Raw genomic sequence first — 26,512 nt, 5'->3', positions numbered from 1 at the left:
CGTGTGTACGGAGGGGCCGGGCGGCCGTGGGCTGCCCGGCCCCTCCGGCATGACCCGAACGAGTGAGCGGGCGGAGCGGCGGTCGGGCGTCGCGGCAGGTGGCGGCGATAAGTAGGGCTGTCCGCTCATGTCCTTCGCGCCCCGAGAGGTCCCGCCTTCATGACTCACGTTTCCGGGAGGCGGCGGCAGGCGCTGTTGCTGTCCTCGATGCTCGTCGCCACCCCGCTGCTGTCCCTGTCGTACGCCCCGGCCGTCGGCGCGCACGCCCGCGCGGCCGTCGACTGCACGCCCTCCGCCGGTTTCACGAACTGTGTGCGCTTCGAGCACACGGGCGCCGACCAGACCTTCACCGTCCCGACGGGCGTCTCCAGCCTCGACGTACGGATGTGGGGTGCGGGTGGCGGCGGGGCGGACCCGGCCTACTACGCGGGCAGTCTCGCGGGTGCGGGCGGCGGCTTCACCCGGGGTACCCTCGCCGTGTCGACCGGTGCGGTGCTCACCGTGACCGCGGGCGGCGGCGGCGAGGTCAGTTCCACGATCGCCCCCTACGGAGGCGGCGGCGAGGGCGGCAGCACCGCCACCGACAAGGCCATGGGCGGTGCGGGCGGCGGCATGAGCGCCCTGTGGACCGGAAGCTACGGCGGTACGCCGCTCATGATCGCCGGTGGTGGCGGCGGCGCCTCCCCGGGCTCGGACCCCGCCCCGTACGCCGGCGCCGGCGGCGGGGCGACCGGTGGCCAGGACGGCGACGCCACCAAGTCCGGCCGGGGCGGCACCCAGTCGGCGGGCGGCGCGGCAGCGGCCGGCGGCAGCGGCACCCCCTGCACTGTGCCGGCTGCCGCGGGGAGCCGGTTCAAGGGCGGCAACGGAGCCGACGTCGCGGGTGACGGCGAAGGCGGCGGCGGTGGTGGCGGCGGCTACTTCGGCGGCGGTGGCGGTGCCTGCCAGATGAACGGCGGCGGCACCCCCAACGGCGGCGGCGGCGGAGGCTCCGGCTTCATCGGCGGTACCGGCGTCAGCGGCGCGGTCACCGAGGCGGGCACCCCGAGCACCGCGCAGGGGACGGGCGGCACCGCCGCCCGCAGCGGCGACGACCAGTACGTCGCGGGCAAGGGCAGCGGCGGCGGGGCGGGCAACGGCGGCGACGGCATGGTCGTCCTCCAGTGGGCGGCAGCGGCCCCCACCTCCGCGCTCGCCATCACCAAGAGCGTGGCCCCCGCCCCGTACCTGCCGGGCAAGCCGCTGACGTACACGGTGAAGGTCACCAACTCCGGACCCGGAGCCGCGAACGGCGCCCGGGTGAAGGACGAACTGCCCACCGCGCTCAAGGACTTCACCTGGACCTGCGCCCCCACCGGCGGCGGCGTCTGCACCACACCCGCCGGCACCGGGAACATCGACGCGGCCGTCGACCTGCCCCCGGGTGCGGAGGCCGCCTTCACCGTCACCGGCACCGTCCCGCCCGGCACGACGGGCACCCTCGACAACACGGCCTCCGTCACCGCCGGGGGCCGGGACGCCAACTGCGCGCCGACCTGCACCAGCTCCACGAAGGCCGACCCGGAGCTGCGGGCCGACCTCGTGATCCGCAAGGAGACCGTGACGCCGGGCGGCAAGGCGGTCAAGCCGGGCCAGACCTTCGGCTACCGGATCACCGTCGACAACCGCGGTCCCGCCGCCGCCCCGGACGTCAAGGTGACCGACGCGCTGCCCGCCGCCCTCGCCTTCGCCTCCTCGGCGGACGGCTGCACGGCCGCCGGACAGGACGTCACCTGCGGCCCCAAGGGCCCCCTGGCCGACGGGAGTTCGCTCACCTGGACCTTCCAGGTGAAGCTGGCCGCCGGATACCGGGGCACCGGCGCCGACATCGACAACCGGGCCACCGTCACCTCGGCCGCCCCCGACCCGGACCCGGCCAACAACACCAGCGCTTCGGGGGCCGCACCCGTCACGGTCGTCCACCCGCCCAAGCCCCCGGTAAAGCCCACCAAGCCGACGAAGCCCACCGGCCACGGCCACAAGCCCGGCCACGGCAAGCCCCGCAACCAGCCCGTGCCCCAACTCGCCACCACCGGCGCCGAGTCCGGCCACCTGTGGGTCGCGGGCGGCTTCGGCCTGGTCTTCCTCGGCGGCCTGACCATGTTCGCCGCACGGCAGATCCCCCGGGACTGACGTCCTCCCCAGGCGGCCCGCACGGGCCGCCCGGCAGCACCCGCGGCGGGCACTACGAGCAGACGGTGCCCGCCGCCGGTATTTTCCCGTCCAGCAGATACGCGTTGACCGTCCGCACCACGCAGGCGTTGCCCGTCGGGTACGCCCCGTGGCCCTCGCCCTGGAACGTGACGTGCACGCCGACGCCCTTGCCCAGTTCCTCCGCCATCCGCTGCGACCCCTCGAACGGCGTCGCCGGGTCCCCGGTGCCGCCGACGACCAGGACCGGGGCCGCGCCGGGGGCCGAGACGTCCGTGTCGGTGTGCGCGCCCTTCACCGGCCAGGACGCGCACCAGCCCGCCAGGTCCCAGGCCAGGAACGGGCCGAAGACGGGGGAGACCTTCCGGAAGTCCGCGAGGTGCGTGGCGCGGACCTGCTCGGCCGTCGGCCGGGCCGCGGTGTCGGCGCAGGAGACGGCGCGCTGCGAGTGGTGCGCCGTGCTGTAGTGCCCCTGCGAGTCACGGTCGTTGTAGGAGTCGGCGAGCAGGAGCAGCAGGGTGCCGTCGCCGTTCTCCGCGGCCTTCAGCGCGCGGGTGAGAGTGGGCCAGCTGTCCTTGCTGTAGAGCGGGGCGATGATGCCGGTCAGGGCGAGGCTCTGGGTGAGCCTGCGCCCGCCGGACGCCGGGAGCGGTTCCCGGTCCAGGCGCTCCAGCAGCCGCACCACCCGCTCGGTGCCCGCCTTCGCGCTCGTACCGCCGCTCCGGGAGTAGTTGTCCAGGGCCCGCTGGAAGCCGAGGGCCTGGTTGCGGGCGCCGGCCACGCCGTCGGCGGTCGGGTCGACGACCGCGTCCATCACCAGCCGCCCCACCTTCTTCGGGAACAGGTGGGCGTACACACCGCCCAGTTCGGTGCCGTAGGAGAAGCCGAAGTAGTGCAGCTTGCGGTCGCCCAGCACCTGGCGCAGGACGTCCATGTCACGGGCGGCGTCGTCCGTACCGACGTGCGGGAGGATCTTCCCGGAGCGCCGGGCGCAGCCTTCGCCGAACGCCTTGGCGTCCGCGAAGTACGCCTTCTCCTCGGCGGGGGTGTCCGGCGTGGAGTCCAGGGCCAGCGAGACGTCGGTCTGCTTGTCGTCCCGGCACACCACCTCCGCGCTCTCCGCCACGCCCCGGGGGTCAAAGCCCACCAGGTCGTACCGCTCGCGCAGGTACCCGAACATGTCGCCCATCAGCGGCAGGGACGCCACCCCCGACCCGCCGGGCCCGCCGAAGTTGAACAGGAGCGAGCCGACCCGCTTGCCGTCGCCGCCCGTCGCGCGCGCCCGGATCAGTGCGATGCCGAGGGTCTCGCCCTTCGGGGCGGCGTAGTCCAGCGGGACCCTGGCGGTGGCGCACTGCCACTCCTGGCCGGGGCGCTGCGCCTCGTTGCCCTGCGCCTTCGTCGGCGCGGCGCACTCCTTCCAGGCCAGCTTCTGCCCGGTCAGAGCCGCCGGGAGCGCCGACGTCGGGTCCGGGGCGGGCGGCTGCGCGGTGCCCGGCGGCGGGGCGGCCGTGCCCGTGCCGCCCGTCTCCGGCCGGGACGGCTTCGTACTCGTACCGCATCCACCGACGGCGACGGTTAGCAGAACCGCCGTCACCGCCAGGGCACTTGCCCTGCTGCGTCCCGCTCCCCGTCGTGCCATGACCGATCCCCCCGCCGTGCGTCGTGACGCACACGTTCCGACACCTGCCCCGCCATCGAAAGCAAGTGCCAACATCCTAGGGTCGACCACTGACAGTCACGGAAATCCCTTGCGGTGACTGGGCGTTACCGGTCCGGCCCGCCCTGCGCGCGGTCCCGGCCGCCCCTGCGGGCGGTCCTACTCGCAGACCTTCCCCGCCGCCGGAACCTTCCCCTCCAGCAGGTAGTCGTCCACGGTCGACTTCACGCAGGTGCTGCCGCTGTTGTACGCGCCGTGGCCCTCGCCCTTGTACGTCAACTCGACGCCGACGTCCTTGCCCAACTGCTCGGCCATCTTCCGCGCGCCCTCGTAGGGCGTCGCCGGGTCACCGGTGTTGCCGACCACGACGATGGGAGCCGCGCCCGGAGCGCTCACGTCGGGGGTCTCCCACTGGCCGGGCACCGGCCACGACGAGCAGCCGGAGAGGCCCCAGGCGAGGAAGTCGCCGAAGACGGGGGAGGCGGCCTTGAACTCGGCGACCTTCGACTTGGCGTAAGCCAGGTCGTAACGCTCCTTGGAGTCCACGCAGTTGATCGCGGCGTTGGCGGCCCCGATGTTGCTGTAGGTGCCGTCCTGGTTGCGGCCGTTCATGGCGTCGGCGAGGACCAGCAGCAGCGCGCCGTTGCCGCCGTCCGCCTCGTCGAGGCCCTGCTCCAGGTAGGGCCAGAACTCCTTCGAGTACAGCGTCTGGACGATGCCGTTGGTGGCCTGGCTCTGCGTCAGCTCCCGTCCGCCCGCGCCCGGGATCGGCTTCTTGTCGAGGCGCTGCAGCAGGGCGACGATGTTGTCCTCGATCTCCTTCGGCGTGCTGCCCTGGAGCTTGCAGTCGTCGCCGCGCGCCACACAGTCCTTGGCGAAGTTGTTCAGCGCGAGCTGGAAGCCCTTGGCCTGGCCCAGGGAGCTCTGCTCGGTCTTCTGGGTGGGGTCCACCACCGCGTCGAACACGGCCCGGCCGACCCGCTTCGGGTACAGGTGCGCGTACACGCCGCCCAGCTCGGTGCCGTACGAGATGCCGAAGTAGTGCAGCTTCTCGTCGCCCAGCACCTGGCGCATCAGGTCGAGGTCCTTGGCCGCGTTGGTGGTGCCCACGTACGGCAGTTCCTTGCCGGAGTTCTTCTGGCAGGCCTCCGCGTACGCCTTGACGCCGTCGGCGTACGCCTTCTCCTCGGCGGCGTCGTCGGGGGTGGCGTCCTCGGCGTAGTACGCGTCGAGCGCCTTGTCGTCCTGGCACTTCACAGGAGCGCTGCGGCCCACCCCCCGGGGGTCAAAGCTCACCAGGTCGTACCGGGTGCGCAGCTTCTCGTAGTCCTTGGCGGCGCTCGGCAGGGTGGTCACGCCGGAGCCGCCGGGGCCGCCGAAGTTGAAGATCAGCGAGCCGATGCGCTTGTCCTTGTCGGCCGCCTCCGCCCGGATCAGGGCCAGTTCGATGCGCTCGCCGTCGGGCTTGGCGTAGTCGCGCGGCGCCTCCATGGTGGCGCACTTCCACGCGGTGCCGCCCGGCAGCGGCGACGGCTTCGTGCCCTCGCCCTGGGCTGCGGTGGGGGCCGGGCACTCCTCCCACGTGAGTTTCTGCGTGGTGAGGTCCTGCTTCTCGCCGTCCTTCTTCCCGCCTCCGTCGGAGCAACCCGCGAGGGACAGCAGCACGACGACGGAGGCGGCGAGGGCGGGAGCGCGCAGAGCGGAAGGGGTAGCCATGCCCTCCATCGTGCGCCGTGGGGTGCCGGATCGCGCGCGCCGGGGTCCAAGCGGGTGCCCCTGTCACCGTCTTTGAGGTGACAGGGGGCGGGGTGCGCACGGTGGTTACAGGGCGCCCTTGCGGGTCAGCGAGTTGAAGCACAGCCAGCCCGGCAGCACGGGCAGATAGAACGTCAGCAGCCGGTACAGCAGCACCGCAGGCGCCGCGATGGACGTCGGCAGTCCCGCGATGCCGAGCGCGGTGATCAGCGCGGTCTCGACCGCTCCGACGCCGCCCGGGGTCGGTACCGCCGAACCCACCGCGTTGGCAGTCAGGAACACCACCGCGACGGTGGCGTAACTGAGGTGGTCGGCGTCTCCGTCGCCGAAGGCACGGATCGAGGCGTCGAGACACATGACGAACACCACGGTCAGCAACACCATGCCGCCGATGCCGGTGGCGAGCTTCTTCGGCCGCTGGAGCACATCCAGCATGCGCGGCACCACACCGGCGAACAGCGATCGCACCCGGGTGACGACGAACTTCCGCAGGAACGGCACCGCCGTCACGATCATCGCCAGCACCGCCGCCGTCAGCAGGCCCGCGATCACCGTCCGGGACGGGTTCTCCCAGGAGGTCTGCTGGGTGCCCGTCACATAGCCGAAGATCATCAGCAGTCCGATGTGGCTGGCCAGGCCGAACAACTGGGACGCACCCACGCTGGCGACCGCGAGCCCGGGGCGGACCCCAGCGCGCTGTAGGAAGCGGGTGTTGAGCGCCACACCACCGATCGCTGCCGGGGCCACCAGCTTCACGAACGAACCCGCCACCTGCGCCTTGACGGTCTGCCAGAACGACACCTTCTCCGGGACGAAGCCCAGCAGACTCATCGCGGCCGCCACATAGCTGAGTGCGGAGAACAGCACCGCCACCGCCACCCAGCCCCACTTCATCGAGACGAACGCGTCGGTGACGGGGTTGTTCAGGAGGAACGAGGTCAGGATGTACGCGGCGAAGACGCCTGCCAGCAGACTGATCAGAGTGCGCGGCTTGATGCGCTCCAGGCGGACCGCCTCCACCGGAGCCTGAGGGCGGATCAGCAGCACCTGGTGGCGGATCTGAGCGAGCAGGTCCTCCTCCCTGGCGTCCTCCAGCGCCTCGTCGATGGCCTCCTTCTCGGCCTTCTTCTCCGCGCGAACGGCCTTGCGTCCCGGCGCGTCCTCCGCCTCCTCGCCCTTCTCCCGCTTCTCCCGCGCCCTGGCCTCCTTGGCCGCCGCCGACGCCGCCAGCACCGCCTCGCGCTGCCGTTGTGCGCGATCGCGGCCCAGCTTGCGCAGCGTCGCGCGGGTGGAGCGGCTCAGGGCGATCGGCTGGAGCAGGGGAAGGCTGTCGGCCACCGTGTCGGGGCCCAGCACCTCCAGTGCGGTCGCCACGGCCCGCTCGGCGCCCGCGCGCAGCCCCAGGGTCGTCAGGAGCTGTGCCACGTCCATCCGCAGCACGACGTCGCCCGCGGCGATCTCGCCGCCCCGCAGGTCCGTCAGTATCACCGTGCCGGAACGATCCACCAGGATGGCGTCACCGGTCAGCCTGCGGTGCGCGATGCGCCGCGACTGGAGGGCCTCCACCTGGCGCCACGCGTCGCGCAGCAACGCGTCGGTGATCTCCTCGTCGGGCAGCGAGTCCAGGGTCCGGCCGCCCAGGTGCTCGTACACGAGCATCACGGCGTCCGGGCCGAGCTCGGAGGTGGCGATCAGCTTCGGGGCGTTCGCACCGGCGGCGATGGCCGCGTACGCCAGGAGCGCCTCTTGCTCCAGCGCCTGTCGCAGGGACTGGATCGACCGGCGCTGGGTGATGCCGCGCAGGGTGACCCGCCGCCACACCCGGTAGAAGAACCCGTGCGCCTGCTGCTCGCGGTCGACGACGGTGATGTCCAGCGGCGGACCGTCCTCCAGGGTGACGATGTAGCGCCGTCCCCGGTCGCCCTTGTCGCCCACGTCCGGGTCGTCCTCGGCGCGCATCGCCGACACCGGGCGGAAGCCCACGTGCCGCAGCCCGGCGAGGAGGGTCTGCCCGGTCGGGCGCACGTTGGGGGAGCCCACCGCGTAGAGGGTCGCGTACGCCACCGTCCAGCCGATGAGCACCGTGACGATGATCGACAGGGGTGTCGTCTGGCCGCCCACCAGCACGGCGAAGGCGTTGAGCAGCAGCACCGCCCACAGCGCCACCCGCCAGCGCGGCCTGCGCGCCATCCCGACGGCCGTCATGTACGCGATCACCGGCGCGAGGTAGCCGTGCACCGGGTCGGTGAGACCCGTGCCGTCGCTGGCGAGCCGGGTGAGGGCCTCCCGGATGGGCTTCGGGGCGGAGCCGGAGACCCACAGGTCGGTGGCGAGGGCGACCCCGTGCGCGAGCACGGCCGCCAGCACGCCGTCGGCGATGCGCAGCCCGTCGCGTTTGATGAGCCGCTCGATCGCGAATCCCACCGGGAGGATCAGCACGGCGATGCTGGAGATCAGACCCGCCAGCCGCACGAAGACCACCGGGGTCTGCGCCGTGCCGTCGATGATGTCCTGCTCCAGGCCGGACGCGGTGCCGTGCGCGAACGCCGCCAGCGCGATCACACAGACGATGCCGAACAGGCCCGACAGCAGCCGCACCAGGTCGGCGGGCCGGTGCACCCGCGCGGCGAGCAGCGGCTCGTCGCCGGACACCCGTTCCGAATGGCTCGTGTCCGTCCGTACGAGAGTCGCCCCTCCGGAAGACCGCTGTGCGGCCTCCTGCGGCCGTGGCGGGCCGTCGTCGCTCTGCTCGCCGCCGCCGTGCGGGGCGTCCGTCTCAGGGCGCGGGACGGCATCAGGAGCGCCCGCCGCCGGTCGAGGCTGCACGTCCTGCTCCTTCATCGTCGTCTCTTCTTGCTCTCGTCTCACCGGTCACCGTCCGGATGATGGTGGCATGACCGGATGATGACAGGGGGCGTCAGGGTGCCGGGCCCCCGTTCGTCTCGTGCACGGTACGCGCGCGCGTGGGCGCAGGCCCACTGTGTTTGGCTCCCGGGGCGCGGGGCGGCCCGTTGTCGGTGGTGTGGTGCAGGATGGGCCGGATGAGCGACGAGCTGCCCCCCGGCGACGCACTGCCCTCCGGTGAGGAACCGCCCCCGGGCGACGCACTGCCCGAGTACGCGGAACGGGTCCTGGCGGTCGCCGAGGAGGTCCCGCCCGGCCGGGTCATGACGTACGGCGACGTGGCCGAGTGGCTGGGCGAGGGCGGCCCGCGCCAGGTCGGCCGGGTGATGGCCCTGTACGGCGGCGCGGTGCCCTGGTGGCGCGTGGTCCGCTCCGACGGCCGCCTGCTCCCCGGACACGAACTGCGCGCCCTGGACCACTACCGGGCCGAGGGCACCCCGCTGCGCACCGCCCCGCGCAGCGCCGAGGGCCACCTGCCGCGCCTCGACATGAGGCGGGCCCGGTGGGACGGCGGGTCGGGCACCGGGGCGGGTCCCGGGAGCGACGGCTCCTGAGACCGGGCCCGGTGCGCGGCGGATCGCGGGGCTCACACCGCCCAGCTTCCGCCATCGGCCACCGTCACGGGCAGTCCGAAGACCGTACGGAGTACGCCGCCGCGCACCCCGGTGCGCTCCCGCGGAGCCCGGAGGCGCTGCGTCAGGTGTGTTCACTGGCGTAGCGTCGACAGCACCCGGTACGTCGGACGCGCACGGCACACCGGCCCCGTACGGCACAGTCACCCCCTACGGCCGCGAGACGGCCGGCACACCACCCACCAGGACCGGCGATCCACGTGAGCACCTCCACTTCCTCGGGCCACCCGGGGACCTCCCGGAACCAGCCGTACCGGCACTACCCACGGTCGCGGCAGCGGACCCCGGGTGCCTACCGTCTGATCCGGACGGCACCGGGCCGCGTGGACCCTCCTCTGCTGGACGCACAGCAGCGCGCGGTGGTTGACCACGCCGAGGGCCCCCTGCTCGTCCTGGCGGGCCCCGGCACCGGCAAGACGACCACCCTCGTCGAGGCGGTCGCCGCCCGGATCGCCGACGGAGTGCGCCCCGAAAGGGTGCTGGTCCTGACCTTCAGCCGCAAGGCGGCCGTCGAACTGCGCGACCGGATGGCACTGCGCCTGGGCTCCCGGCAGGCGCCGCAGGCCACCACCTTCCACTCGTTCTGCTACGCCCTGGTCCGCGCGCACCAGGACAGCGACCTGTTCAGCGAACCGCTGCGGCTGCTCTCGGGCCCCGAGCAGGACGTGGCGGTGCGCGAGCTGCTCGCCGGGGAGATCGACCTGGAGAGGACCGGCCTGGCGCACGTGCGCTGGCCCGACGAGCTGCGCGCCTGCCTCACCACCCGCGGCTTCGCCGACGAGGTCCGCGCCGTCATCGCCCGCAGCCGCGAACTGGGACTCGGGCCCGGGGCGCTGCGCGACTTCGCGGTCACCATCGGCCGCCCCGACTGGAAGGCCGCCGCCACCTTCCTCGCTGAGTACCTCGACGTCCTCGACATGCAGGGCGTCCTGGACTACGCCGAACTGGTGCACCGCGCGGTGCTCCTCGCCGAACGCGAGGCGACGACCGGACGCCTGGCCTCCGCGTACGACGCCGTGTTCGTCGACGAGTACCAGGACACCGACCCCGCCCAGGTCCGGCTGCTGCACGCGCTCGCCGGACAGGGGCGCACCCTGGTGGCCCTCGGCGACCCCGACCAGTCGATCTACGCCTTCCGCGGTGCCGACGTCGGCGGCATCCTCGACTTCCCGCACACCTTCCGCCGTACGGACGGCCACCCGGCCCGCGTGGAGGTCCTCACCACCTCCCGCCGCTCGGGGGCCGACCTGCTGGCCGCCACCCGGCTGCTGACCCGCAGGATGCCGCTGAACCGGCTCCCGGCGGCCGCCGTGCAGGCGCACCGGGACCTCGCCCCCGTGCGCGAGGGCGGCAGGGTCGAGGTCAACACGTACCCGACGGCGGGCGCCGAACTGGACAACGTCGCGGACATCCTGCGCCGGGCGCACCTGGAGGAGGGTGTGCCGTGGAGCGAGATGGCGGTGCTGGTGCGCGCGGGCGGGCGGACCATACCGTCGGTGCGGCGGGCGCTGACCTCGGCGGGGGTGCCGCTGGAGATCGACGGCGACGACCTGCCGCTGCGGCACGAGCCCGCGGTGACACCCCTGCTGACGGCACTGCGGGCGGTGGCGCGGGCGGCGCTGGCGCACGGGCCACGGACGCCGTTCACGGAGGACGAGGAGGGCGGGGACGCGGCCACCGGTGCGCAGGATGCGCCCGGCGCCGGTGTGCAGGACGTGTCCGGCGTCGGTGATGCGGATGCTTCCGGCACTGGTGGTGAGGGTGCGCCCGGCACCGGTGAGGAGGATGCGTCCGGCACTGGTGGTGAGAGTGCGCCCGGCACCGGTGGTGAGGGGGTGCCCAGCACCGGTGTGCAGGATGCGTCCGGCACTGGTGGTGAGGATGCGTCCGGCACTGGCGTCGAGGATGCGCCCGGCACCGGTGGCGGGGACGCGCCCGGCACCCGTGGCGGGGACGCGCCCCCCGCCGCCTCCTGGCTCGACGCCGAGACCGCCGCCGAACTCCTCGCCTCCCCCCTGGCGGGCATGGACGCCGCCGACCTGCGCCGCCTCGGGCGCGCCCTGCGCGACGAGGAGCGGGAAGCGGGCAACAAGGTGCCGCCGCCCTCCGACGTCCTCCTGGCCCGAGCCCTCGCCGAACCCGAACGCCTCGTCGCCCACGACCCCGCCTACGCGCGCGGCGCCCAGCACCTGGGCGCACTGCTGCGCAAGGCCCGGGAGCGCCTCGCGGGCGGCGGCACCGCCGAGGAGGCCCTGTGGGAGCTGTGGAGCGGCACCGGCTGGCCCGGCCGCCTGGAGCGGGCCGCCCTGCGCGGCGGCGCGGCGGGCCGCAACGCCGACCGCGACCTGGACGCCGTGTGCGCCCTCTTCGACACCGCCGCCCGCGCGGAGGAGCGTTCCGGCGGCCGGGGCGCGCTGAACTTCCTGGAGGAGCTGGACGCCCAGGACATCGCCGCCGACACCCTCAGCAAACGCACCGTACGGCCCGAAGCCGTGCGCCTGATGACCGCGCACCGCTCCAAGGGCCTGGAGTGGCGGCTCGTCGTCGTCACCGGTGTGCAGGAGGGGCTCTGGCCCGACCTGCGCCGCCGGGGCTCCCTCCTGGAGGCCGACCGCATCGGCCGCGACGGCCTCGCCGAACCCCTCACCCCCGGCGCCCTGCTCGCCGAGGAGCGCAGGCTCTTCTACGTCGCCGCCACGCGCGCGCGAGAGCGCCTGGTGGTCACCGCCGTGAAGACGCCCGCCGACGACGGCGACCAGCCCTCCCGCTTCCTCACCGAACTCGGCGTCGAACCCAAGGACGTCACCGGCCGCCCCCGCCGCCCCCTCGCCGTCTCCGCACTGGTGGCGGAACTGCGCGCCACCACCGTCGACCCGGACGCCTCCGACACCTTGCGCGACGCCGCCGCCCGCCGCCTGGCCCGCCTCGCCGCGCTCGCCGACGACGACGGGGTGGCCATGGTGCCCGCCGCCCACCCCGACACCTGGTGGGGCCTGCGCGCGCCGACGCACAGCGCCGTACCGCTGCGCGACCGCGACCAGCCGGTCGCCCTGTCCGGCAGCGCCCTGGACCAGCTCGCCAACACCTGCTCCCTCCAGTGGTTCCTGGGCCGCGAGGTCAAGGCCGACGCCCCCGCGACCGCCGCCCAGGGCTTCGGCAACGTGGTGCACGTCCTCGCCGACGAGGTCGCCTCCGGGCGCACCCCCGCCGACCTGGACGTCCTCATGGAGCGCCTGGACTCGGTGTGGGACGGGCTCGCCTTCGACGCGCCCTGGAAGTCCCGGCAGGAGAAGGAGAACGCGCGCGCCGCCCTGGAACGCTTCCTGAAGTGGCACGTCACCGACCGGGGCGGGCGCACCGCCGTGGTCACCGAGCACGACTTCGACGTGACGCTGGAGGCGGGCGACGCGTACCGGGTGCGCATCCGGGGCTCCATGGACCGCGTCGAGACCGACGGACAGGGCCGGGCGTACGTCGTCGACTTCAAGACCGGCAAGTCCGCGCCCACCCGCGACGAGGTCGCCCACCACCCGCAGCTCGCCGTCTACCAGCTCGCCGTCCGCGAGGGCGCCGTCGACGACGTCTTCGACGGCCGACGCCCCGAGGCGGGCGGCGCGGAACTCGTCCAGCTGCGGCAGGCCGCCGCGAAGAAGGACGGCGGCGAGACCCTGCCCAAGATCCAGGCACAGGCGCCCCTGGAGGGGGAGTGGGTCGGCGACCTGCTGGCCACGGCGGCCGGACGGGTCCTGGACGAACGTTTCGCCCCGAAAACGGGCAGCCAGTGCGCCCACTGCGCCTTCCGCGCCTCGTGCAGCGCCCAGCCGGAGGGCAAGCACGTGGTCGATTAGTCGAATGGGCGGGGTCGATTAGCCGATTGCGCAGGTCATAGCCCCTGTGAAGCCCGTTGTCAGTGGTGCCGGATAGCCTTTTCGAGGTGACCACCACAATCACCGACCCCGAGCAGCTCAAGCGGCTCCTCGGCATCCCGTTCACCCCGGAGCAGCTGGCGTGCATCACGGCACCCACCGCCCCGCAGGTCATCGTGGCCGGGGCCGGATCGGGCAAGACGACGGTGATGGCCGCCCGCGTGGTCTGGCTGGTGGGCACCGGACAGGTCGCCCCCGAGCAGGTCCTCGGCCTGACCTTCACCAACAAGGCGGCCGCCGAGCTCGCCGAGCGCGTCCGCAAGGCCCTGGTCGCCGCCGGGATCACCGACCCGGACGTCATCGACCCCGACAATCCGCCCGGCGAACCCCGCATCTCCACCTACCACGCCTTCGCCGGGCAGCTCCTCACCGACCACGGCCTGCGCATCGGCCTGGAGCCCTCCGCCCGCCTCCTCGCCGACGCCACCCGCTACCAGCTCGCCGCCCGCGTGCTGCGCGAGGCCCCCGGCCCCTATCCCGCCCTCACCCGCTCCTTCGCCACCCTGGTCAGCGACCTCCTGGCGCTGGACGCGGAGCTCGCCGAGCACCTCGTACGACCGTCGGCCCTGCGCTCGTACGACACGGAACTCCTGCACACCCTCGCGGGCGTCAAGCTCTCCAACGCCGACCTGCGCAAGGTCCCCGAAGCCGCCGAGGCCCGCCGGGAACTCCTGGAGCTGACCGTCCGCTACCAGGACCAGAAGCGCAGCCGGGACCTCCTGGACTTCGGCGACCAGATCGCACTCTCCGCACGGCTCGCCGCCCTGCCCGAGGTGAGCGAGATCCTGCGCGGCGAGTTCCGCGTCGTCCTCCTCGACGAGTACCAGGACACCTCCGTCGCCCAACGGCTGCTCCTGTCGGGCCTGTTCGGCGGCGGCACCGGGCACCCCGTCACCGCCGTCGGCGACCCCTGCCAGGCGATCTACGGCTGGCGCGGCGCGTCCGTGGCCAACCTCGACGACTTCCCCGAGCACTTCCCGTACGCGGACGGCCGCCCCGCCGACCGGTACGCGCTCAGCGAGAACCGCCGCAGCGGCGGCCGCCTCCTGGACCTCGCCAACGGCCTCGCCGCCCCCCTGCGCGCCATGCACCGGGGCGTCGAGGCCCTGCGCGCGGCACCGGGCGAGGAGCAGTCCGGCACGGTGCGCTGCGCCCTGCTGCGCACCCACGAGGAGGAGATCGCCTGGATCGCCGACTCCCTCGCCCACCAGGTGCACACCGGCACCGCCCCCAGGGACATCGCCGTCCTGTGCCGCACCGCAGGGGACTTCCCCGAGATCCAGGCGGCCCTGGTCGCCCGGGACGTCCCCGTCGAGGTGGTCGGCCTGTCCGGGCTGCTGCACCTGCCCGAGGTCGCCGACCTGGTCGCCGTCTGCGAGGTCCTCCAGGACCCGGGCGCCAACGCCTCTCTCGTACGGCTCCTGACCGGCCCGCGCTGGCGCATCGGCCCCCGCGACCTGGCCCTCCTCGGCCGCCGCGCCCGCCTCCTCGTGCACCGGGGCGGCGCCGACGACGACCCCGACCGCAGGCTCGCGGAGGCCGTCGAGGGGGTCGACCCGTCCGAGGTGATATCGCTCGCGGACGCCCTCGACACCTTCCTGGAGTCGCCCGACAAGGGGGACGATGGGCAGCCGTTCTCGGGCGAGGCCCGGGTGCGGTTCGCCCACCTCGCCCGCGAACTGCGCGACCTGCGCCGCTCGCTCGCCGACCCGCTGATGGACGTCCTGCACCGCGTCCTGCACACCACGGGCCTGGAGGTCGAACTCTCCGCGTCCCCGCACGCGCTGGCAGCCCGCCGCCGCGAGACCCTCAACAACTTCCTCGACATCGCGGCCGGTTTCGCGTCCCTCGACGGGGAGGCCACCCTGCTCGCCTTCCTCGGCTTCCTGCGCACGGCCGCCCAGTACGAGAAGGGCCTCGACAACGCGCTGCCGGGCGGCGAGGACACCGTGAAGGTGCTCACCGCACACAAGTCCAAGGGGCTGGAGTGGCAGGTCGTCGCCGCCCCCGGCCTGGTCAGGGGCGCCTTCCCGAGCGACCGCGGCCGCGAGTCCTGGACCGCCCAGCCGCAGGTCCTCCCGCACGCCCTGCGCGGCGACGCGCAGACACTGCCCGACGTGACGGAGTGGGACAGCAAGGGGATCAAGCTGTTCAAGGACGCGATGAAGGAGCACCAGCACATCGAGGAACTGCGCCTCGGCTACGTCACCTTCACCCGCCCCAAGCAACTGCTGCTCGGCTCCGGACACTGGTGGGGTCCCAACCAGAAGAAGACCCGCGGCCCCTCCGACTTCCTCGACGCGCTGTACGAGCACTGCGCGGCCGGTTTCGGCGAGATCGAGGCCTGGGCGGACGCACCGGAGGAGGGCGAGGAGAACCCCGCCCTCCAGGAGTCCGCCGTGGACCGCGCCTGGCCGCTGCCGCTGGACGACGACGCCCTGGTCCGCCGCCGCAGGGCCCGCGCCACCGTCCTGGCCCACCTGGACGCCCTGCGCGACGCACCCGAGGCCCCGCCCGTACCGGAGCCGGCGGCGTGGGACGACTGGATTCCGGAGGAGGCCCCGGAGGACCCCGAGGCCTGGCCCGTACCGGACGAAGAGCCGGAGCCCGCCGACTGGGACGCCCTCTCCACCCACCGCCCGGGGCCCGCGACCGCCCACCACCCGGACCCCGAGGCCACCCAGCACGAGACACCCGGCCCGTCGGCGGAGCACGGGGCGCGCCCCCACCCGGAGGAGGGAGCCCCCGAACCGGAAGCGCGAACCCCTGCCTCCGGGGAGGCGATCCCTGTCTCCGGGGATGCCGGGGATGCCGGGGACACCCGCCCCCCGCAGCCCCCCGAGGACGCCCCCACCGCGCTCACCGCGGAGGAAGCCCGCACCGTCGACTCCTGGGACCGCGACCTCGACGCCCTCGCCGACGAGCTGCGCCGCGCCCGCGCCACCACCCGCGACGTCCCCGTGCCGCCCTCCCTGTCCGCCACCCAGCTCATGCGCCTGGCCGCCGACCCCGACGGCTTCGCCCAGGAGCTGGCCCGCCCCATGCCCAAGCCGCCGCAGCCCGCCGCCCGGCGCGGCACCCGCTTCCACGCCTGGGTGGAGTCCCGCTTCGAGGAGCTGCCGCTGCCGATGCTCGGCCCCGAGGACCTCCCCGGCGGCGACGAGGACGACACCGAGATCGCCGACGAACGCGACCTGGCCGCGCTCAAGGAGGCCTTCGAGCGCACCGCGTACGCCCGCCGCACCCCGTACCGCACGGAAACCCCCTTCCACCTCACCCTGGCGGGCCGGGTCATCCGGGGACGTATCGACGCCGTCTACTACGACGCGGCGTCGGGGACGTACGAGATCGTCGACTGGAAGACCAGCCGCCACCGCGCCGCCGACCCCCTCCAGCTCGCCATCTACCGGCTGGCCTGGGCCGAGCTGCACGGGCTTGAGCCGGAAGAGGTCCTCGCCACATTCCTGTACGTCCGCAGCGGCGAGAGCGTGCGCCCCCGCAGCCTCCCCGGCCGCCGTGAGCTGGAGCGCATCCTCTCCGGCGACAGAGCGGCCGAGGAGTCCGTGACCTGGGCACCGGACGCCGCACCTCCCCCGGAGAGTTAGGCTCAAGGTCATGAGCGACACCCCGGACAGCGCCGTCCGTACGTACATAGAAGAGCACCGCGACGCCTTCCTGGCCGACCTGGCCGAGTGGCTGCGCATCCCCTCCGTCTCGGCCCAGCCCGAGCACGCCGGGGACGTACGGCGCAGTGCCGAGTGGCTGGCCGCCAAGCTCAAGGAGACCGGCTTCCCGGTCACCGAGATCTGGCCCACCGACGGCGCCCCTGCGGTCTTCGCCGAGTGGCCCTCCGGCGATCAGGACGCCCCCACGGTCCTGGTCTACGGACACCACGACGTGCAGCCCGCCGCCCGCGAGGACGGCTGGCACACGGAGCCCTTCGAGCCGACGACGATCGACGGCCGGATGTACGCGCGCGGTGCCGCCGACGACAAGGGCCAGGTGTTCTTCCACACCCTCGGCGTCCGCGCGCACCTCGCCGCGACCGGCCGCACCGCCCCCGCCGTGAACCTCAAGCTCCTCGTCGAGGGCGAGGAGGAGTCCGGCTCCCCGCACTTCCGCGCGCTCGTCGAGGCCCGCCGCGACCGCCTCGCCGCCGACGCCGTGATCGTCTCCGACACCGGCATGTGGTCCGAGGACACCCCGACCGTGTGCACGGGCATGCGCGGCGTCGCCGACTGCGAGATCACCTTCCGCGGCCCCGACCAGGACATCCACTCCGGCTCCTTCGGCGGTGCGGTGCCCAACCCCGCCACCGTCGTCGCCCGCGTGGTCGCCGCCCTGCACGACGAGGACGGCCACATCACCGTCCCCGGCTTCTACGACGGCATCGTCCCGCTCACCGAGCAGGAGCGCGCGCTCTTCGCCGAGCTGCCCTTCGACGAGGCGCAGTGGCTGCGTACGGCCAAGTCCCACGCCACCCACGGCGAGGCCGGGTACTCCACGCTGGAGCGCATCTGGGCCCGCCCGACCGCCGAGGTCAACGGCATCGGCGGCGGCTACCAGGGCCCCGGCGGCAAGACCATCGTCCCGGCGTCCGCCGAGCTGAAGCTGTCGTTCCGCCTCGTCGCGGGCCAGGACCCCGACACGATCGAGCAGGCCGTACGGGACTGGATCGCGGCCCGCGTACCGGCCGGCATCCGCCACGAGATCACCTTCGGCGCCGCGACGCGCCCCTGCCTGACCCCGCTCGACCACCCCGCCCTGCAGTCCGTCGTACGGGCCATGGGCCGGGCCTTCGAGCAGCCGATCCGCTTCACCCGCGAAGGAGGCTCCGGCCCTGCCGCCGACCTCCAGGACGTCCTCGACGCCCCCGTGCTCTTCCTGGGCATCTCCGTGCCGTCCGACGGCTGGCACGCGCCCAACGAGAAGGTCGAACTGGACCTGCTGCTCAAGGGCGTCGAGACCACCGCGTACCTGTGGGGCGACCTCGCCGCGCAGCCCCTTCGCTGACCGAACCGCTGAGCAGAACAGAATCCCGATCCACCCGGGGGAGTTGGAAGCACCTGTGAGCACCAGCACCGACAACGGCGTCACCGGCACCGGAAACGGCGTCACCACGAGCACCGGCAGCACGAGTACCACCGGCGGCACGAACACCACCGGCGTCACCGCCGCCGCCTTCGACCGGCCGATCGCCCTCGCCGCCTCCAGCGGCATCGACCGCGCCGCGCACCACCGCATGGACGAGGCCTGGCTGGCCGCCGCCTGGAGCCACCCCTCGACCCGCGTCTTCGTCGTCTCCGGCGGCCAGGCGCTGATCGACGACACCCCCGACGGCCGCACCGAACTGGTGATGACCCCGGCGTTCGAGGCCCCGCTCACCGAGACCCACCGCTACTTCCTGGGCACCGACGACGAGGGCGTCAGTTACTTCGCCCTCCAGAAGGACAGCCTCCCCGGCCGCATGGACCAGTCCGCGCGCCCCGCCGGGCTGCGCGAGGCGGGCCTGCTGCTGTCGCCCCGCGACGCGGGCCTGCTGGTGCACGCGGTGGCCCTGGAGAACTGGCAGCGGCTGCATCGTTTCTGCTCCCGCTGCGGCGAGCGCACCGTGATCGCCGCCGCCGGGCACATCCGCCGCTGCCAGGCCTGCGGCGCCGAGCACTACCCGCGCACCGACCCCGCCGTGATCATGCTGGTCACCGACGACCAGGACCGGGCCCTCCTCGGCCGCCAGGTGCACTGGCCCGAGGGCCGCTTCTCCACCCTCGCGGGCTTCGTCGAGCCCGGCGAGTCCATCGAGCAGTCGGTGGCCCGCGAGGTCTTCGAGGAGGCGGGCGTCGTCGTCGGCGAGGTCGAGTACCTGGCCAGCCAGCCGTGGCCGTTCCCGTCCAGCCTGATGCTGGGCTTCACGGCCCGCGCCACCAGTTCCGAGATCAACGTGGACGGCGAGGAGATCGAGGAAGCCCGCTGGTTCTCCCGCGCGGACCTGGCCGCCGCCTTCGCGTCCGGCGAGGTGCTGCCGCCGTTCGGCATCTCCATCGCGGCCCGCCTGATCGAGCGCTGGTACGGCGAGCCGCTGCCGAAGCCGGGCCGCGCGGCCTGAGCCGCCCCGTACGCCTGAGCCGCCGCGTACGCCGTACGCCCGAGCCGCCCCGTACGTACGACAACGGCCGCCCCGCGACATGCGGGGCGGCCGTTGTCCTCGGCGCGAATCCGGGTCAGGCGGCGGCCAGCGCCTGCTTGACCTGCGCCAGCGACGGGTTCGTCATGACCGACTCGGTGCCCGCCTCGGACACCACGAGCAGGGTCGGCACCGTCTGATTTCCACCGTTGGCCTTCTCCACGAACGCGGCCGAGTCGGCGTCGTGCTCGATGTTGACCTCGTTGTAGGCGATGCCTTCGCGGTCCATCTGGCTCTTCAGCCGGCGGCAGTAGCCGCACCACGTGGTGCTGTACATCGTGACGGTGCCCGACATGTCCCTCTTGCTCCTCTGCTTGGCTGGGGCTCGGCTGAGCTGAACCCTTCAGCGATCCGTACTCCCAGTGACTCGAACGTACGGGACCCACCGACCATTCCCACCACCCCTCCCGCATTCGTACGACCGGACCCCACCCCCTGTGGACAACCACCGCAGCAGTCCCGGGAGACCTGGCAGCATGGCAGGGTGACAGCAGCAACGCACTCCTCCCTTTTCCCGCAGGTCCCGGAGACGGCCGACGCGGTGCTCGACGGGCTCGACCCCGAGCAGCGCCAGGTCGCGACCGCCCTGCACGGCCCGGTGTGCGTCCTCGCCGGAGCCGGTACGGGAAAGACCCGCGCGATCACCCACCGGATCGCGTACGGGGTGCGCCTGGGCACCTTCGAGCAGAACAGCCTGCTGGCCGTGACCTTCACCACCCGCGCCGCCGGCGAGATGCGCGGACGGCTGCGCCAGCTCGGTGCGGGCGGCGTCCAGGTCCGCACCTTCCACGCCGCCGCCCTGCGCCAGCTCCGCTACTTCTGGCCCAAGGTCGTCGGCGGCGACCTGCCCCGGCTGATCGAACGCAAGGTGCAACTGGTCGCGGAGGCCGCCGGGCGCCTCGGCATCCGCCTCGACCGGGGCGAGCTGCGCGACGTCACCAGCGAGATCGAATGGGCCAAGGTCACCCAGACCGTCCCCGACGACTACCCCGCCGCCATCGCCAAGGCCCACCGCACGGCCCCGCGCGGCGAGGCGGAAATCAGCCAGATCTACACCGCGTACGAGCAGCTCAAGCGGGAGCGCGGGCTGATCGACTTCGAGGACGTGCTGCTGCTCACCGTCGGCATCCTCCAGGACCAGCACCTGATCGCCGACGAGTTCCGCCGCCAGTACCAGCACTTCGTCGTCGACGAGTACCAGGACGTCAGCCCCCTCCAGCAGCGCCTGCTCGAACTGTGGCTCGGCGAGCGCGACAGCCTGTGCGTCGTCGGCGACGCCAACCAGACGATCTACTCCTTCACCGGCGCCACCCCCGACCACCTGCTGAACTTCCGCACCCGCCATCCCGGGGCGACCGTCGTCAAGCTGGTCCGCGACTACCGCTCCACCCCCCAGGTCGTGCACCTGGCCAACGGCGTCCTCGCCCCGGCCACCGGCCGCGCCGCCGAGAACCGCCTCGAACTCATCTCCCAGCGCGAGCAGGGCCCCGCCCCCGTCTTCCGCGAGTACGGCGACGAGCCCGCCGAGGCCGAGGGCACCGCCCGGCGCATCCGCGACCTGATCGCCGCGGGCGTCCCGGCCGGTGAGATCGCCGTGCTCTACCGCATCAACGCCCAGTCCGAGGTGTACGAGCAGGCGCTCGCCGACGCCGGGGTGCCCTACCAGCTGCGCGGCGCCGAGCGCTTCTTCGAGCGGCCCGAGGTGAACGAGGCGATCCACGCCCTGCGCAGCGCCGCCCGCTTCGGCGGCAACGACCACCTCCTCGACGGCGTCGAGGGCCTGCCCTCACAGGTCCGCGCCATCCTCAGCGGCAACGGCTGGAAACCGACCCCACCGGCCGGCTCCGGAGTGGTCCGCGACCGGTGGGAGTCCCTCGCCGCCCTGGTCCGCCTCGCCGAGGACTTCTCCCGGGCCGCACCGCAGGCCACCCTCACCGCCCTCGTCGCCGAACTGGAGGAGCGCAAGGCCGCCCAGCACGCGCCCACCGTCCAGGGCGTCACCCTCGCCTCCCTGCACGCGGCCAAGGGCCTGGAGTGGGACGCCGTGTTCCTGGTCGGCCTCACCGAGGGCATGATGCCGATCACGTACGCCAAGACCGACGAGCAGATCGAGGAGGAGCGCCGCCTGCTGTACGTCGGCGTCACCCGGGCCCGCGTGCACCTCAGCCTGTCCTGGGCGCTGGCCCGCTCGCCCGGCGGACGCGCCTCCCGGATCGCCAGCCGCTTCCTCAAGGGCCTGCGCCCCGGCTCCGGCACCCAGGTGTCCCGGGCCGCCGCGGGAGGCTCACCGGCGGCCACGGGCGCCGCTCCCGGCACCACGGTGCGGACCTTCCGGGGGCCGGTCCGCTGCCGGGTGTGCGGCAAGACACTCATCGACGGCGGCGAGATGAAGCTGATGCGCTGCGAGGGCTGCCCCTCCGACATGGACGAGGGCCTGTACGAGCGACTGCACGGCTGGCGCGGGCGGCAGGCGAAGAAGGTGGGGCTGCCGGGGTACTGCGTCTTCACCGACAAGACCCTCATGGCGATCGCCGAGGCCCGCCCCGAGGACGCGGGTGATCTCACCCGGATCGCCGGGGTCGGACACCGCAAGACGAAGCTGTACGGAACGGCTGTTCTCGCCCTCTGCGCAGGTCAGGAGCTTGACGAGGAGGGGCAGGAGGACTGAGGGGGGAGCGGCGGGGGTGTGAGAAAAACTCGTCGAAAAAATAGTTTGCGCTTCCTGTGGGGAGCCCCATAGGTTCTTAACCACGGGAACAGCGGCTCTTCTCTGAAGCCCTGTCTCTGTGCTGTACTTATCCGAATACGTGTGTGTCGGCTTCGGCCGGGACCCCTAGACGCCGAGAGGAGGCGATTCCAGTGACCAGCTTCATTACCTTCACCAAAATGACCGATCGCTCCGTCGTCTCCGCCTGCACCCTCGGCTCTTCCCTGCTCGTTGCTTCCTCCGCCGCTTCGCTGCGCGGCACCGGTCTGTCTGGCGCCTCCGCCCTCAGCCCGGCCCCGCTGGCGAGCCTCCCCGTCCGGGGAACCGTCGAGGGCGGCAATGAGCGACCGACCAAGGCACCGGAGGCAGCAGTAGCGAAGGCACAGGCGCAGGCCTATGCGTTCGCGGCGACCGGTGCCGGATTTACCACGCAGACGACGACGCAGCACCAGCACAAGATGTGGGCCTTCCGTGGGCTCGAACCCTGGAGTGATCCAGCCTGACGACGATCAGGCCGGCGCCTTCAGGGCCGCGGAACCCCACCCGGGTTTCGCGGCCCTTCTGTTTTCCCCGAACGGGGCGAACGGACTGAAGGAGCCTCGGGACCAAGCAACACCGGTACCAGCCACCACCCGGCCAACAGGCCGGAACGAACAGACGAGGAATCCACCACCGTGCAGACCGACACGCACGCCCCGTCCGTACCGACTTCCCACCCGATCCCGCCGCCCGGCTCCACGGAGGACCCGACCTTGACCCCCCTCACCGCGCTCACCGCGCTCGACGACGCCATCGAGAACCTCGGCGTGCCCGTCCCCTGCCGTTCGTACGACCCGGAGGTCTTCTTCGCCGAGACCCCGGCCGACGTCGAGTACGCCAAGTCGCTCTGCCGCACCTGCCCGCTGGTCGAGGCCTGCCTCGCCGGTGCCAAGGAGCGCCGCGAGCCCTGGGGTGTCTGGGGTGGCGAGCTGTTCGTCCAGGGCGTTGTCGTCGCCCGGAAGCGTCCGCGTGGCCGTCCGCGCAAGAACCCGGTCGCAGCATGAACATCACCGGCACAGGACCCATTGACCGCCCCCACACGCACGATCCCCAGAAGCAGGACCCGATGACCCCCACGACCTACGAGCCGTCCGGCTCCGCGACTTCCACCGCAAGCACCATCGGCGCGAACGCCTCGCGTCAGAACAGGACCCGCGAGATGCAACTCATTCCAGAAGCCCTGGCTCGTGCCCATATGCAAGAGCGTCGGCGGGAAGCCGACGCCGAGCGCCAGGCCGTGCGCCTGGTCGCCGCCCGGCGCATGCAGCGTCGCGCGGAGCGCGTGTCGCTCCGTGCCCGCCGCGCGCTGGCCATGGCGGTCATGCAGTAGCAGACCGCCGCAGGGCACGCAGTACCCGAGCAACGCCACAGATGTCCGTGGGGCCGGTCCGCAAGGGCCGGCCCCACGGGCGTGTACGGGGGAGACTCCGCCCGCCGGCGGGGTTATCGTCGCGAGGTGGACCCGCAGCAGCCAGGCCCCGCGCAGCCCGCGCCCGACGACGGCGACGCGGGCGTCGTGTGCGCGCAGTGCGGCACGCGCGCCCAGGGACCCCCGCCGACCTGGACCCTCTCCGTCGAGGGCGGCAGCAGACGCCACTTCTGCGTCGACTGCGCCCGCACCCACCTCCGCGCCATCGAGGGCCGACTCGACTCGTCCTGGTGGTGACCCGGACGCCCGGTGGTGCCCCGGCCGGGCTCCGGCCCCGCTACTCGGCCCGGGACCGCTCCACCGGCTGCTCCTCCTCCGGTACGAACCCCGGCAGCCAGGCCTCCAGCTCCTCCCGCAGCCGCACCGTCGCCCCCAGCTGACAGAGCACCCCGATGGTGCTCAGCGTGACCCGGTGGATCAGCAGGTACGCGGGCGGCAGGTTGAGCTGCTTGCCCAACTGGTGGGCGGGGGAGCGGACATCGGCGATCCGGCCCGCCTGCTGCCGCAGCCAGCCCCGGCTGAACGCGAACTCCTCGACCTGGACCGGCTCGATGATCGGCAGCAGGTAGTCCAGCACCGCACCGGGGTCCAGCTCGATGTCCTCCTTGACGAACCCGTCGCGGCGCAGCATGTCGTACACCCCGTCCGCGTCGCCCTCCAAGGTCATCCGCAGGGCCTCCCCGATGGCCTCCGGCAGGCCTCCCGGCAGCCGGTCGACGGTCCCGAAGTCCAGCACCCCCAGCCGCCACGGCCCCTCGTCACCCGCTCCGTCCGAACCCGCGGGCAGCAGCCGGAAGTTCCCCGGATGCGGGTCCGCGTGCAGCAGGCCCGTGCGCGCCGGACCCGAGAAGAGGAACCGGGCCAGCAACTGCCCCGCCCGGTCACGCTGTTCCGGCGTCCCGTCCGCGATCACGTCGGCGAGCGGCACACCGTCCATCCACTCCGTGACCAGCACCTGGTCGCACTGGTGCACCACGTCCGGCACCACCACGTCGGGGTCGGCGGCGAACTCCGCCGCGTGCTCGCGCTGGGCCCGCGCCTCCAGCTCGTAGTCCAGCTCCTCCGTCACCCGGTCCCGCAGCTCCGAGATCAACGGCTTGATGTCCATGCCGGGGATCAGCGGACCCAACAGCCGGGCGAACCTGCCCAGTTGGTTGAGGTCCGACAGCAGTGCCTCACCGGCGCCCGGGTACTGCACCTTGACGGCCACCGCCCGCCCGTCGTGCCACACCGCCCGGTGCACCTGCCCTATCGAGGCGGCAGCCGACGGCTTGTCCTCGAACTCCCGGAACAGCTCCCGCCAGTCCTCGCCCAGCCGCTCGTCGAGCACCTTGTGCACCGTGCTCGTCGGCATCGGAGGCGCCGCCTCCTGAAGTTTCGTCAGGGCCGCCCGGTACGGTCCGGCGATCTCCTCCGGCAGCGCGGACTCGAAGACGGACAGTGCCTGCCCGAACTTCATCGCCCCGCCCTTCAGCTCGCCCAGGACCTTGAAGAGCTGTTCCGCCGTGCGCTGTTGCAGCTCCCGCCCGACGATCTCCGCCGACTTCCCGCCGATCCGTTTGCCCAGACCCCAGGCGGTCCGGCCGGCGAAGCCCAGTGGCAACGCGGCCAGTTTGGCGGTACGGGTGACCGCCTTCCGGGGAAGATCAGACATGAGCCCCTCCAAATCCCAGACAGCCGCACCGCACCTGCCCCGGAGCCCCCGCTTCCGCGGTCGTCTCCCCGGCACTTTCGACGGCGCCTACCGTGCCATTGTGTCGTGCGGCCTCAAGCCTTCCTCGGCGGCGTCCCCCTCCCTCTCCCGACCTGCGCCGCAGGAGCAGTCCCGGTGCGCGGTGAGCTCCTCGCACCGCCAGTCCAACAGCGGCAGGGCCGCCTCCCACCGCGCCCCGGCGCTCGACGGCAACTCCCCGTCCAGGAAGGCCAGCGCATGGGCGGCCGCCAACCCCGCCACGGCGGTGGCCAACGCGACGTCGCACCCCGGCACCCCGTCCCGCCGCCCCGAACGCCACTGCGCCCGCATCCTCGCCCACCCCGGATCACGCTCCTCCCGCGTCCGCGCCAGACACCCGGCGCACGCCGTCCCGCCCGGCAGCACCAGGGGCCCCACCACCCCCGTCGCCTCCACCACGCCCGCGTACAGGTGCGGAACCCCGGCCGTCACCCAGGGCTCGGCCGCGGCGGGGTCCGGCACATAGGCGTCCAGCCCGTCCCGGGGCGCCACCACGACCAGCGACAGCGCGGGCTCGGCGTCCGCGGCCGGGCCCGGCCGGTGCCGGGGAGCACGCCCGGGGGCACAGTCCCGTACGACACGACGGGCGGCGGTGTCGCGACGTGTGCCCACCGCGTCCGACCCCGCCCCGCCCGGTGCCACGTCCCACGGCTCCACGCACCCGCCGTCCAGCACGTCGACCCGCCCCACGCCCGCCGCCGACAGCACCCCGGCGAGCGCCGTGCCGACCCGCCCCGCACCCCGCACCTGCACCCGGGCCGCCCGGCGCGCCGCCAGCCGCCGGGCCCCGCCGCCCGGCTCCGGATGCACCACGCTCAGCGAGGCCAGGTCGGGCCGCAGCCGGTCGGCCTCCCCGGACCGCGCCAGCAGGGCCACCGCCCCCGGCCCGCCCGCGCCCACGTCGTCGATCAGCCCCGCCGCCGCGAGCCGCGCCACCAGCCGGTCCGCCTGCTCCTCCGGCAGCCCCCGCGCCCGCGCCTCCTGCCGCAGCAGCGGCATGCCCCGCGTCCCGTCCAGCAGCCCGAGCAGCGTGCCGGTCGCCGTGTCCACCGGGCCGACCAGCACCGCGTGCGCGGACGTCACCCCGAACTGCACGCTCTGCCGGTCCCGCCAGGCCCGCCGCAGTGCGGGCTTCACCCTCGGATGCATCGGTCCCACCCCCGTCTCCCCGTCGTCGCCGCTCCCGCGGCCGGTCCGCGAGATCGCCTGGGACCAGAATGCGCCGCCGCGGAAATCCGTGCCGAAAGTTGTCCACAGGGCCGGGTGTTAGTCGTACGAACTCCTGCGAGCGGTCCCGGGGGAGGGGCCGGGGGCAGGGTTCGGGAAGGCGTCGGGAAGGCGTCGGGGCGCGGCT

General features: G+C 73.4%; 17 protein-coding genes. 11 read left to right on the top strand and 6 right to left on the bottom strand.

Annotated elements, in window-relative coordinates; translation table 11 throughout:
* The first annotated feature begins 159 nt into the window (after positions 1 to 159).
* Positions 160 to 2,172, top strand: a complete 2,013-nt coding sequence (locus ACIO3O_RS12290; RefSeq protein WP_401744779.1) for a DUF11 domain-containing protein — start codon at positions 160 to 162, stop codon at positions 2,170 to 2,172.
* A gap of 52 nt (positions 2,173 to 2,224) precedes the next feature.
* On the opposite strand, the gene ACIO3O_RS12285 is transcribed toward ACIO3O_RS12290, so the two are convergent.
* From ACIO3O_RS12285 to ACIO3O_RS12275, 3 genes are all read right to left on the bottom strand, one after another.
* Positions 2,225 to 3,832, bottom strand: coding sequence for an alpha/beta fold hydrolase (locus ACIO3O_RS12285; RefSeq protein WP_401744778.1), 1,608 nt, complete (start codon positions 3,830 to 3,832; stop codon positions 2,225 to 2,227).
* Between the two features lie 177 nt (positions 3,833 to 4,009).
* Complete coding sequence (locus ACIO3O_RS12280) at positions 4,010 to 5,566, bottom strand: alpha/beta hydrolase (RefSeq protein WP_401744777.1); 1,557 nt, start codon at positions 5,564 to 5,566, stop codon at positions 4,010 to 4,012.
* A gap of 105 nt (positions 5,567 to 5,671) precedes the next feature.
* Positions 5,672 to 8,446 (bottom strand): lysylphosphatidylglycerol synthase domain-containing protein, encoded by a 2,775-nt coding sequence (locus ACIO3O_RS12275; RefSeq protein ID WP_401744776.1) that lies wholly within the window; start codon positions 8,444 to 8,446, stop codon positions 5,672 to 5,674.
* Positions 8,447 to 8,646: 200 nt separating this feature from the next.
* Between ACIO3O_RS12275 and ACIO3O_RS12270 the strand changes: the two genes are divergently transcribed.
* From ACIO3O_RS12270 to nudC, 5 genes are all read left to right on the top strand, one after another.
* Positions 8,647 to 9,063 (top strand): MGMT family protein, encoded by a 417-nt coding sequence (locus ACIO3O_RS12270; protein ID WP_401744775.1) that lies wholly within the window; start codon positions 8,647 to 8,649, stop codon positions 9,061 to 9,063.
* Between the two features lie 278 nt (positions 9,064 to 9,341).
* The gene (locus ACIO3O_RS12265) at positions 9,342 to 12,989 is read left to right on the top strand and encodes a UvrD-helicase domain-containing protein (protein ID WP_401744774.1); all 3,648 of its coding nucleotides are present in this window, start codon (positions 9,342 to 9,344) and stop codon (positions 12,987 to 12,989) included.
* Between the two features lie 86 nt (positions 12,990 to 13,075).
* Positions 13,076 to 16,672 (top strand): UvrD-helicase domain-containing protein, encoded by a 3,597-nt coding sequence (locus ACIO3O_RS12260; protein ID WP_401744773.1) that lies wholly within the window; start codon positions 13,076 to 13,078, stop codon positions 16,670 to 16,672.
* Between the two features lie 10 nt (positions 16,673 to 16,682).
* A complete protein-coding gene (locus ACIO3O_RS12255) occupies positions 16,683 to 18,080 on the top strand; it encodes a dipeptidase (protein ID WP_401744772.1) in 1,398 nt (465 codons plus the stop codon).
* A gap of 181 nt (positions 18,081 to 18,261) precedes the next feature.
* Entirely contained in the window at positions 18,262 to 19,173 is a 912-nt protein-coding gene (gene nudC, locus ACIO3O_RS12250) for an NAD(+) diphosphatase (RefSeq protein ID WP_401744902.1), read from the top strand.
* A gap of 115 nt (positions 19,174 to 19,288) precedes the next feature.
* On the opposite strand, the gene ACIO3O_RS12245 is transcribed toward nudC, so the two are convergent.
* A complete protein-coding gene (locus ACIO3O_RS12245; RefSeq protein WP_345228545.1) occupies positions 19,289 to 19,546 on the bottom strand; it encodes a glutaredoxin domain-containing protein in 258 nt (85 codons plus the stop codon).
* A gap of 189 nt (positions 19,547 to 19,735) precedes the next feature.
* Between ACIO3O_RS12245 and ACIO3O_RS12240 the strand changes: the two genes are divergently transcribed.
* From ACIO3O_RS12240 to ACIO3O_RS12220, 5 genes are all read left to right on the top strand, one after another.
* Entirely contained in the window at positions 19,736 to 21,919 is a 2,184-nt protein-coding gene (locus tag ACIO3O_RS12240; protein ID WP_401744771.1) for an ATP-dependent DNA helicase UvrD2, read from the top strand.
* A 191-nt stretch (positions 21,920 to 22,110) separates the two neighbouring features.
* A complete protein-coding gene (locus ACIO3O_RS12235; protein WP_401744770.1) occupies positions 22,111 to 22,461 on the top strand; it encodes a hypothetical protein in 351 nt (116 codons plus the stop codon).
* A gap of 171 nt (positions 22,462 to 22,632) precedes the next feature.
* Positions 22,633 to 23,001, top strand: a complete 369-nt coding sequence (locus ACIO3O_RS12230; RefSeq protein WP_401744769.1) for a WhiB family transcriptional regulator — start codon at positions 22,633 to 22,635, stop codon at positions 22,999 to 23,001.
* Positions 22,998 to 23,327 (top strand): hypothetical protein, encoded by a 330-nt coding sequence (locus ACIO3O_RS12225; RefSeq protein ID WP_189820681.1) that lies wholly within the window; start codon positions 22,998 to 23,000, stop codon positions 23,325 to 23,327. Before ACIO3O_RS12230 ends, ACIO3O_RS12225 begins: the two co-directional genes overlap by 4 nt.
* A 126-nt stretch (positions 23,328 to 23,453) precedes the next feature.
* Positions 23,454 to 23,663, top strand: coding sequence for a hypothetical protein (locus ACIO3O_RS12220; RefSeq protein ID WP_401744768.1), 210 nt, complete (start codon positions 23,454 to 23,456; stop codon positions 23,661 to 23,663).
* Positions 23,664 to 23,703: 40 nt separating this feature from the next.
* Here the strand turns inward: ACIO3O_RS12220 and ACIO3O_RS12215 are convergent, their stop codons facing one another.
* Together ACIO3O_RS12215 and ACIO3O_RS12210 are read right to left on the bottom strand one after the other, a co-directional pair.
* Positions 23,704 to 25,080 (bottom strand): ABC1 kinase family protein, encoded by a 1,377-nt coding sequence (locus ACIO3O_RS12215; protein WP_401744767.1) that lies wholly within the window; start codon positions 25,078 to 25,080, stop codon positions 23,704 to 23,706.
* Between the two features lie 87 nt (positions 25,081 to 25,167).
* A complete protein-coding gene (locus ACIO3O_RS12210; RefSeq protein ID WP_401744766.1) occupies positions 25,168 to 26,307 on the bottom strand; it encodes a ThiF family adenylyltransferase in 1,140 nt (379 codons plus the stop codon).
* Between the last annotated feature and the right edge of the window lie 205 nt (positions 26,308 to 26,512).

The organism is Streptomyces sp. NPDC087440, assembly GCF_044744005.1.
Taxonomy (GTDB): domain Bacteria; phylum Actinomycetota; class Actinomycetes; order Streptomycetales; family Streptomycetaceae; genus Streptomyces.
The sequence above is the reverse complement of the archived record's forward strand: the minus strand, read 5'-3'. Positions and strand labels throughout refer to the sequence as shown.